At 37.4% G+C, this 8,706-nt stretch carries 7 protein-coding genes and 1 other annotated feature; of the genes, 1 reads left to right on the forward strand and 6 read right to left on the reverse strand.

Translation table 11 applies throughout. The features are described 5' to 3' along the window. Positions 1-205 precede the first annotated feature (205 nt). The 5 genes from V7164_RS14970 to V7164_RS14990 form a co-directional block, all read right to left on the reverse strand. The gene (locus V7164_RS14970) at positions 206-1,141 is read right to left on the reverse strand and encodes an ABC transporter ATP-binding protein (RefSeq protein ID WP_335345698.1); all 936 of its coding nucleotides are present in this window, start codon (positions 1,139-1,141) and stop codon (positions 206-208) included. Positions 1,142-1,143: 2 nt separating this feature from the next. Beyond that, complete coding sequence (locus V7164_RS14975; RefSeq protein WP_335345699.1) at positions 1,144-2,211, reverse strand: ABC transporter ATP-binding protein; 1,068 nt, start codon at positions 2,209-2,211, stop codon at positions 1,144-1,146. Positions 2,212-2,247: 36 nt separating this feature from the next. Further along, the gene (locus V7164_RS14980) at positions 2,248-3,162 is read right to left on the reverse strand and encodes an ABC transporter permease (RefSeq protein ID WP_335345700.1); all 915 of its coding nucleotides are present in this window, start codon (positions 3,160-3,162) and stop codon (positions 2,248-2,250) included. A 2-nt stretch (positions 3,163-3,164) separates the two neighbouring features. Further along, entirely contained in the window at positions 3,165-4,100 is a 936-nt protein-coding gene (locus V7164_RS14985) for an ABC transporter permease (RefSeq protein ID WP_335345701.1), read from the reverse strand. A gap of 131 nt (positions 4,101-4,231) precedes the next feature. Beyond that, positions 4,232-5,878 (reverse strand): peptide ABC transporter substrate-binding protein, encoded by a 1,647-nt coding sequence (locus V7164_RS14990; RefSeq protein ID WP_335354486.1) that lies wholly within the window; start codon positions 5,876-5,878, stop codon positions 4,232-4,234. Positions 5,879-6,478: 600 nt separating this feature from the next. Continuing rightward, positions 6,479-6,700, forward strand: a binding site (T-box leader). 112 nt (positions 6,701-6,812) lie between these two features. On the opposite strand from V7164_RS14990, the gene trpS reads away from it, so the two are divergent. Continuing rightward, positions 6,813-7,802: a tryptophan--tRNA ligase gene (gene trpS, locus V7164_RS14995; RefSeq protein ID WP_335354487.1), complete on the forward strand. Its 990-nt coding sequence runs from the start codon at positions 6,813-6,815 to the stop codon at positions 7,800-7,802. Between the two features lie 48 nt (positions 7,803-7,850). Here trpS and V7164_RS15000 read toward each other — a convergent pair whose 3' ends face one another. Next, positions 7,851-8,597 carry a YjbA family protein gene (locus V7164_RS15000; RefSeq protein WP_335347992.1) on the reverse strand — a complete coding sequence of 249 codons (747 nt, stop codon included), beginning with the start codon at positions 8,595-8,597 and terminating at the stop codon, positions 7,851-7,853. Positions 8,598-8,706: the final 109 nt, after the last annotated feature.

Consider the following 8,706-nt stretch of genomic DNA (forward strand, 5'->3'; position numbering starts at 1 on the left):
ATCATATATAGATCGGAAAGAGACTGAAACTCAGTCTCTTTTTATTTTTTAATAATATAAATTAAACAAAAATTTTCAATAGTATTTTTAATTAATTTGTTGTATACTTTTAAAAAGAATTCTTTATTAAACAAAAGCGTAAAAGCGTAAAAGGTTTAGTTTTTCTTAAAAAGGAAAAACGATCTCATCCAAGAGATCGTTTTTATCATTTAGCATATTGCTCTTTATATTGTTTTTCTTCTTTTTCCGAGCAATACACGAAGTGTCCTGGTGTAATTTCTCGCATTTCAAGCTTTTCGTTATCACTATAGTTATGGACCTTCGGATCATATGAAATACGTTTGCGCGTACGCTCTGTATCTGGATCTGGAAGTGGAATCGCAGACAATAAAGATTGAGTGTATGGGTGCATTGGATTATTATATAGATCCTCCGCACTGGCAAGCTCAACAAGCTTTCCGAAGTACATAACACCAATACGGTCACTAATATATTTAACCATTGAAAGATCATGAGCGATAAAAAGATACGTTAATCCTTTTTCACGCTGCAAGTTTTTCAGTAAGTTAACTACTTGAGCTTGAATAGAAACGTCGAGTGCAGAAATTGGCTCATCGGCAATAATAAAGTCAGGTTCAACAGCCAATGCTCTTGCAATACCAATACGCTGTCTTTGACCGCCAGAGAATTCATGAGGATAGCGGTTAGCATGCTCTTTATTTAAACCAACCGTTTCTAATAGTTCATAAACTCTTTCCATTCGATCTTTTTTGCCTTTCGCTAAACCGTGAATATCAATTCCTTCAGCAATGATATCTGCAACGGTCATACGAGGGTTAAGTGAGGCATAAGGATCTTGGAATATCATTTGCATTTTTCGATTGAATTTCTTTAATTCTTTTGCTGATTTCCTGCCATGTACGTCTTCTCCATTGAAGAGAACCTGGCCATCAGTAGCATCATACAGACGAATAATCGTTCGGCCGGTAGTTGATTTTCCACATCCCGATTCACCAACAAGTCCCAATGTTTCACCTTTGAAAATGTCAAAAGTTATACCATCGACAGCTTTAACCATGTTAGGTTTCCCTACATTGAAATGCTGCTTTAAATTTTTTATTTCTAATAATTTTTCAGCCATGTTTATTTACCCTCCTTCACTAAGACTGGTTGTTTATATGTGGAGGATAATTTGCGCATCCGTTTTTGAACTGCTTCAGGCGGTTCTACCTTTGGTGCATCTGGATGAAGAAGCCATGTTTTTGCAAAATGCGTATCAGAAATTTGATACATTGGCGGTTCCTCTTCAAAGTCTATCGCAAGCGCATATTTATTTCTCGCTGCAAAAGCATCTCCTTTTGGAGGATTAGTTAAGTCTGGAGGTGTACCTGGTATTGCAGCAAGATCTGCTTTATCATCATTGTCTAAGCTCGGCATAGATGCTAGAAGCCCCCATGTATAAGGATGCCGAGGGTCGTAGAAAATCTCATCTACAGTACCCATCTCCACAATTTGTCCCGCATACATAACAGCTACTCGATCTGCTACGTTTGCAACAACTCCAAGATCATGAGTAATAAAGATAATGGACGTATCCATTTTGCTTTGTAAGTCTTTCATTAAATCAAGAATTTGTGCTTGAATCGTTACATCAAGAGCTGTAGTTGGCTCATCAGCAATTAAAAGCTTCGGATTTGCAGCAAGTGCAATAGCGATCATCGCACGCTGTCTCATTCCGCCCGAAAATTCGTGTGGGTATTGGTTGACACGTCTTTCCGGCATTGGAATACCAACTAGACTAAGCAGTTCCACTGCACGTGCTTTAGCAGCCTGCTTTGACATATTTTGATGCTTAATCAGACCTTCCATAATCTGATAGCCAATTTTCATTGTTGGATTTAGAGAAGTCATTGGATCCTGGAAAATCATACTGATTTCTTTTCCGCGGATTTTTTCCATTTGTTTATCTGTTTTTGGAACAATGTCTTCACCGTTGAAAAGAATTTGTCCACCAGTAATTTTTCCTGGAGGCATTGGAATTAATTTCATAATTGTCTGGGAGGTAACACTTTTACCGGACCCTGATTCACCAACAATAGCGAGTGTCTCTCCTTTATAAAGGTCAAAGCTAACCCCGCGGACTGCTTTCACATTTCCTCCATATGTTTGGAACGAGACTTCTAAATCTTTCACTTCAAGTATTTTTTCCATTTTCTCACTCCTTTGTCTAGCTCCCGCATTTCTAGTTTATTTGCGAAGTCTTGGGTCAAGCGCGTCACGTAACCCGTCCCCAATTACATTAAAGGCAAAAATCGTTAAACAAATAAACGTAGCTGGGAAGAATAAACGCCATGGATAATATCGTAAAGCTGGCAAACCGTCATTAGCCATTGTTCCCCAGCTGGCAAGAGGCGGTGTTAATCCAAGGCCAATATAACTTAAGAATGCTTCTGTGAAAATGGCAGATGGAACGGTTAACGTCATTGTAACCATAATTGGTCCCATCGCGTTTGGAATTAAATGTCGACCCATAATTCTTGTCGTGTTCGCTCCAAGTGTTTTCGCGGCTAGAACATACTCTTGACTTTTCAGTGATAATACTTGTCCACGGACAATACGCGACATATTGATCCAGCCAGTAATGGTCATTGCTAGAATCATTGTCCCAAGTCCTTGCCCTAGTACTACCATTAATAAGATAACTAGCAATAAGTATGGAACGCCATAAAGAATATCTGCAAAGCGCATCATAAATTCATCTGTGCGTCCGCCTTTATAGCCAGCGATTCCGCCCCAAATTACACCGATGAATAAATCAATAAGTGCAGCAGCAACTCCAATAAAGATAGAAATCCTGGCACCTTCCCAAGTTCTGACAAATACATCACGACCAAGATCATCTGTACCAAACCAGTGCTCAGAAGATGGAGGTTGGTTTTTATTTGCTAAATCGTTTGTCCGATAATCATATTCTGTCATATGTGGTCCAAAGGCCGCCATAATGATTAGTAAAAATAATAGAACTAATCCAAACATAGCAAGCTTGTTTTTTCGGAATCGGATGGAAACATCTTTCCAAAATGAAAGACTTGGCTTTGAAATTTTTTCGGCGTTTTCTAATTGTGATCCGACAAGTTGAAATTTATCTTTCGAAATCTGCATGTTTACTCTCCTTTCTTCCCGCCAGCAAGTTTGATGCGTGGGTCGATGAATCCGTATGCAATGTCAACAAGGAGAATAGATACAAGTAGCAATACACTATAGAAGACTGTTACACCCATAATAACTGTGTAATCGCGGTTTGTAATACTTGTTACGAAATGCGCACCTAAACCTGGAATACCAAAGATTCTTTCGATAACAAAGCTTCCTGTTAAGATTCCAGCAGTTAAAGGCCCCAAATACGTCACAACTGGTAAAAGTGCATTACGGATTGCATGCCTTACTGTAATAACTCCTTGACTTAACCCTTTTGCTTTTGCTGTTTTAATATAATCATTGCTCAATACTTCAAGCATACTCGAACGAGTCAGACGTGCAATAAATGCCATCGGTGTTGAACCTAAAGCTAAGGCTGGAAGAACAGTATGCATAAATGTTTCCCAGCGGGCAACAGGAAATAAGCCCAATTTAATTGCAAAAATGTATTGAAGAACGGATGCCATAATGAAGGATGGAACAGAGATTCCCAACACTGCTATGATCATAGCCGTGTAATCTGGCCATTTATTATGTCTTAATGCGGCAATAATCCCTAAAAGAACCCCGAACGCAATTGCTAGAAAAATTGCTTCCATTCCTAGCACGAATGAAACAGGGAAACCATCATTAATTAAATCGTTTACCGTTTGGCTTTTATATTTAAATGATGGGCCGAAATCCCATTTTGCCACTCTAAGTAAATATTCCCCGTATTGAGCATACCAAGGCTTGTCCAAACCATAGTGAGCATTTAGATTCGCTTCAATTTCGGGAGGCAGCTGTTTTTCAGATGTAAATGGGTTTCCGGGTGCAATGCGCATGAAGAAAAACGTTGCAGTTACGATCAGCCATAAGGAGATTAACATGTACAGTAAGCGCTTTCCAATATATTTAGCCATTGACTAACACCTCCAATTTTTTTCTTTGTCAAATAGAAAGCGGAAGCGCCATTTTCAGGCGCAACAGCAAAACAGAAAACTAAGGTATACAGGGAGATACCCCCATATACCTTAAGTTTAATTACTTATTCTTATTCAAAATAAGCCCATTTATATTGTACATCACCTAAGCCAGATACAACAACATCTTTTAGTTTTGGATCTTGAACCCAGTTGTTCGTGTAGTAATAGATTGGAGCGATTGGCATTTCATCCATAAAGATAGCCTCAGCATCCTTTAACATTTGTTGACGAACTTCTGGATCTCCTTCAGTAGCAGATTTTGCAAGTAATTCTTGATATTCTTTGTTTTCCCATCCAGTATCGTTGTTTCCGCCATTAGCGTCACGGAACATTTCAAGGAAGTTGATTGCATCGTTGAAGTCACCTAACCAGCCCATACGTGCAACTTGGTAATCAAGTGAATGTACTTTATCAAGGTATACAGCCCACTCTTGGTTATCAAGATTTACTTCTACACCAAGGTTGTTCTTCCACATATCTTGAATTGCTTGAGCAATCTTTTGATGTGCTTCAGAAGTATTGTAAGAAAGTGTTACAGCAGGAAGTTCAGAAGGATCTTTAAGACCCATTTCTTCTAATCCTTTTTGTAAATATTCTTTTGCTTTTTCTACATCATTGTCATTGAAGTAGCCTTTTTCATTTTCTTCAAACATGGATGGCGGTACAAGTGCCATTGCTGGCTGCTGTTCACCTTGAAGGATGTTGTCAATAAGTTCTTGACGGTTAATTGACAATGCAAAAGCTTTACGGATATTTACATTGTTAAATGGTTCAACTGTAGTATTGAACTTGTACTTGTAAACACCAGCGATTGATTGTGTAGTTAAACGGCCTTCGTCTTTAAGTGCTTGCATTGCATCAGTTGGAAGCGCACCTGTTGGAGCACCAGCCCAATCAAGCTCACCATTATCAAACATAGATAATTCTGTGTTTGGATCATTGATCATGATCATTTCAATTTTGTTTAGTTTTACTGCGTCTGCATCCCAATAAGTTTCGCTCTTTTCAAGAACGATTTTATCACTATGAGCCCATTCAGTCATTACGAAAGGTCCGTTAGTTGTATAGTTTTCACCAGCATCATTAGCCCAATTTGGGTTTGCTTCGGCAATTTTGCTGTTGAATGGAAGGTAAGTATAGAACGCTGTTAACTCTAAGAAGAATGGAGTTGCGTTTTCAAGAGTAACTTCAAGAGTTTTCTCATCTAAAGCTTTAACTCCAACTTCATCAAGTGAACCGCCAGCAGTGTTAGCTGCTTCTCCACCTTTAATGTAATAAAGCTGGTATGCATACTCTGATTGGTTGTTTGGATCTAAAGCCCATTTCCAAGCAGCTTCGAAGTCATTTGCAGTGACAGGATCTCCATTTGACCATTTTGAGTCACGAATTGTAAACGTGTATACTTTTTGGTCATCAGAAACTTTTACATCTTCTGCCATTGCATTTTCTGGCTTCCCATCTTTTCCAATACGTGTTAAGCCTTCAAGAGTTTGGCGAAGCACTGTTCCAGAAGTAGAGTCTTTGGCAAGTGCCGGGTGTAACGATGGTGGTTCAGTATTAATATTAACTCTTAATTCTTGCGGTACATCAGACTTACCTGCGTCTTTATCTCCGCCTTTGTCTCCACTGTCAGCATTATCTTTTCCTCCGCAAGCAGCAAGGAACATACTTAGTACTAACAGCATGCTAAAAAAGATAGATAATCTTTTTTTCACGGTTTTAAACCCCCTATTTTTTACTGCAATCGTTTTCTTTACATTTCACTCCAAATACAAGTGTACATTGTGGGTAGATTACCGAAAAAGTCTGTAAATTAAAACGAGTTTGATAAACAGACATTGTAATAGCAAATAAAAAAGTAAGTTTATACTTTTAATAAAATGATTATCCCTATATTCTGACAAATAATCAGACAGCTGGAATTTGGCATCTTTATTTAATAGTTAAAACTTACTTTTTTAGTATAATAAAAAACCCCACATTTATTCTGTAAACACTTCGTAATAATCGTAATCATTTTGTAAAGAACTCGTTTGCTAAATTAATTATAATTTCATAAAAAAATTATTGCAAGTCCAGATTGTTTCGAATATAGCAATCTATTAATTTATTTATACAGAAAGTACTTATAAAATGGGAGTTTTTAGACCAATAAAAAATTTAAAAAAAGTAATTTTTTTGCGGTATTTTGTCGATTTTTATACCCTCTAGAAAAAAGAACTTTCTGAATATAATGATTTCTGTTTAAATTTATTGTGTGCTACTCTTGATTATTTATTTCATTTGTTATATTCTTAAGAGTAATAAAATAATTGCAATCGGCTATGAGAAAGAGTAGTACATTTACTTTGGTTTCAAGAGAGCCTGTGGATGGTGGAAACAGGTAACCATGTAGATCGAATGGACTTTTGAGCCCTCTATTATTAAACGAATGACGTCTCCTCACGTTACAGGGGGTTCTATGCGCGCTTTAAGCATAGTAAAGAGTGACTCATATTGAGTAATTAGGGTGGCAACGCGGACCATTCGTCCCTATCTATTAGGGATGAATGGTCTTTTTTTGTCCAAAAATTTTATCATAGAATTAATATTAGAGCCTTAATCTTTTGTACTGTCTCTTTTTCAGCCAAAATTAAAGGAGGAAAACGAATGAAAACGATCTTTTCTGGCATACAGCCAAGCGGTACCATTACACTAGGGAATTATATTGGTGCCCTCAAGCAATTTGTTGAACTGCAAGATGAGTATAATTGTTATTTTTGTATTGTGGATCAGCATGCGATCACAGTCCCGCAAGACAGATTGGAGCTAAGAAATAATATTCGAAGCTTAGCAGCACTCTATTTAGCCGTTGGGATTGACCCAGAAAAAGCTACCCTTTTCATACAATCCGAAGTACCTGCTCATGCACAAGCCGGATGGATGATGCAATGTATTTCCTATATTGGGGAGCTTGAAAGAATGACACAATTCAAAGACAAAGCTGCTGGAAGAGATGCGGTTCCTTCCGCGTTATTAACGTATCCGCCTTTAATGGTTGCTGACATTCTACTATATAGCTCTGATCTCGTTCCTGTTGGAGAGGATCAAAAGCAGCATATAGAATTAACTCGTGATTTGGCAGAAAGATTTAATAAAAAATACAGTGAAATATTTACAATTCCTGAAATACGAATCCCTAAGGTTGGGGCTCGCATTATGTCACTTCAAGAGCCAACTAAAAAAATGAGCAAGTCCGATCCAAATAAGAAGGCTTCTATTACCCTTCTTGATGATATTAAACAAATTGAAAAGAAAATAAAAAGCGCTGTAACCGATTCTGAAGGAATCGTGAAATTTGATAAAGAAAATAAACCTGGTGTATCTAATCTTCTTTCGATTTATTCGATTTTTTCCGGTAAAGAAATTAGTGAAATTGAAAACATGTATGAAGGAAAAGGGTACGGAGATTTTAAATCTGATTTAGCTGAAGTAGTCATAAATGAAATCAAACCTATTCAAGAAAAATACTATGCCCTTATGGAATCAAACGAGCTCGATGACATCCTAGATCAGGGTGCTGAAAAAGCTGCAGCAGTTGCCAATAAAATGCTAAAAAAGATGGAAAATGCAATGGGGCTAGGAAGAAAAAGAAGATAAAAGCTAAAAAAATCTATCACGTTGATGATAGATTTTTTTGCTTTCTTCTTAATTTACTTTAGGACCGTGCTCCATTTCCCATAATTTCTCAAAAAATGGCTGCCCTTTAATTAAGTTTTCACAGAATTGCTCATGCTTGTTCGTCCATCCATATTTGCTCTGTTCAAATAACTGAAGCCAAGCCTCCTCAAAAGCCATTTGCTGAATAGCCTTATAACTTTCTGGACTCCACTCGGTATACCAATAACGGACTTCAGCTACATTTTTGGAAGAATAAAGCTGATCTAGCGCCATAAACATGAGTTGCTTTAATTGTCTTTCTTTTCTAGTAAGCCCAGCCATCAATTCAGGTGAGGGAGAAAGAATATGAAAATTCTTTAATGCCCTTTGATCATTAAAGGAATATGGTGTGGCATCATGATTAGAAAGCATTTCATAGGCTAGTTGTTCCTGTCTTGGAATGAGCCTGCTTTTTCGAATAGGAATATTGTAGCCGATCGTATCAACTGCTAATATTCCCTCTCCATCTGATACAACAAAACAATAGTCTAATTGGACACGCTCATGATTCTTCCTTAAATAAGCCTTTTGATAAATATCATCTAACAGTTGTTGAGGCAATTCCGATAAATCATTTTCAATGTAATTAAACAGAACAGAATCAATTTTGATTAATGGTACTTGGTCTAAAAGTTCTACCCCATCTTCTTTACGCCATTCATGAAAGTGGCAAACATTATATCCATTTTCTTCTCCTTCAAACCAGTTCACCCAAACATCGTGAAGATATAACATCTTTTACCCCCCGCTTCAACAAGCTATTTGTCACTCAGTATGGGCAGAGGGAAGTAAAATTATTCCTAATTTAGTAAGAGGGAGGGAAATATTTCAAACAGTACAACGA

The organism is Bacillus sp. JJ1474, assembly GCF_036965225.1.
Classification (GTDB): domain Bacteria; phylum Bacillota; class Bacilli; order Bacillales; family Cytobacillaceae; genus Cytobacillus.

What these genes read in the sequence shown, in the direction of transcription:
- V7164_RS14970 (WP_335345698.1), bottom strand. Translation starts at nt 1,141, where the DNA reads ATGGCTGAAAAATTATTAGAAATAAAAAATTTAAAGCAGCATTTCAAT.
- V7164_RS14975 (WP_335345699.1), bottom strand. Translation starts at nt 2,211, where the DNA reads ATGGAAAAAATACTTGAAGTGAAAGATTTAGAAGTCTCGTTCCAAACA.
- V7164_RS14980 (WP_335345700.1), bottom strand. Translation starts at nt 3,162, where the DNA reads ATGCAGATTTCGAAAGATAAATTTCAACTTGTCGGATCACAATTAGAA.
- V7164_RS14985 (WP_335345701.1), bottom strand. Translation starts at nt 4,100, where the DNA reads ATGGCTAAATATATTGGAAAGCGCTTACTGTACATGTTAATCTCCTTA.
- trpS (WP_335354487.1), top strand. Translation starts at nt 6,813, where the DNA reads ATGAAAACGATCTTTTCTGGCATACAGCCAAGCGGTACCATTACACTA.
- V7164_RS15000 (WP_335347992.1), bottom strand. Translation starts at nt 8,597, where the DNA reads ATGTTATATCTTCACGATGTTTGGGTGAACTGGTTTGAAGGAGAAGAA.